Raw genomic sequence first — 256 nt, 5'->3', positions numbered from 1 at the left:
CACCTGCACATGCGCGACGACGAGGGCAAGGGCACCATGGACAAGGACCGCTTTGCCAAGACGGTGGAGCTGCTCCGCGCCAACCACCCCGACTGCGACGTCATCCTGAACATGACCACCTCCGGCGACCTGAACGCCACCGACGAGACGCGCCAGATCCACCTGGAGCAGCTGCGCCCCGAGATGGGCTCCTATGACTGCGGCTCCATGAACTGGCTGCACACCAGCCTGTTCATCAACTCCCCCGCGTTCCTGG

General features: G+C 64.8%; 1 protein-coding gene. It reads left to right on the top strand.

The window, feature by feature from the left end; translation table 11 throughout:
• Positions 1-256: 3-keto-5-aminohexanoate cleavage protein (locus NE547_RS18275; protein WP_256176651.1), on the top strand; the 256-nt coding region annotated here is incomplete at both ends.

This window comes from Flavonifractor sp. DFI.6.63, assembly GCF_024462255.1.
GTDB classification, from domain to species: Bacteria; Bacillota; Clostridia; order Oscillospirales; family Oscillospiraceae; genus Lawsonibacter_A; species Lawsonibacter_A hominis.
The sequence above is the reverse complement of the archived record's forward strand: the minus strand, read 5'-3'. Positions and strand labels throughout refer to the sequence as shown.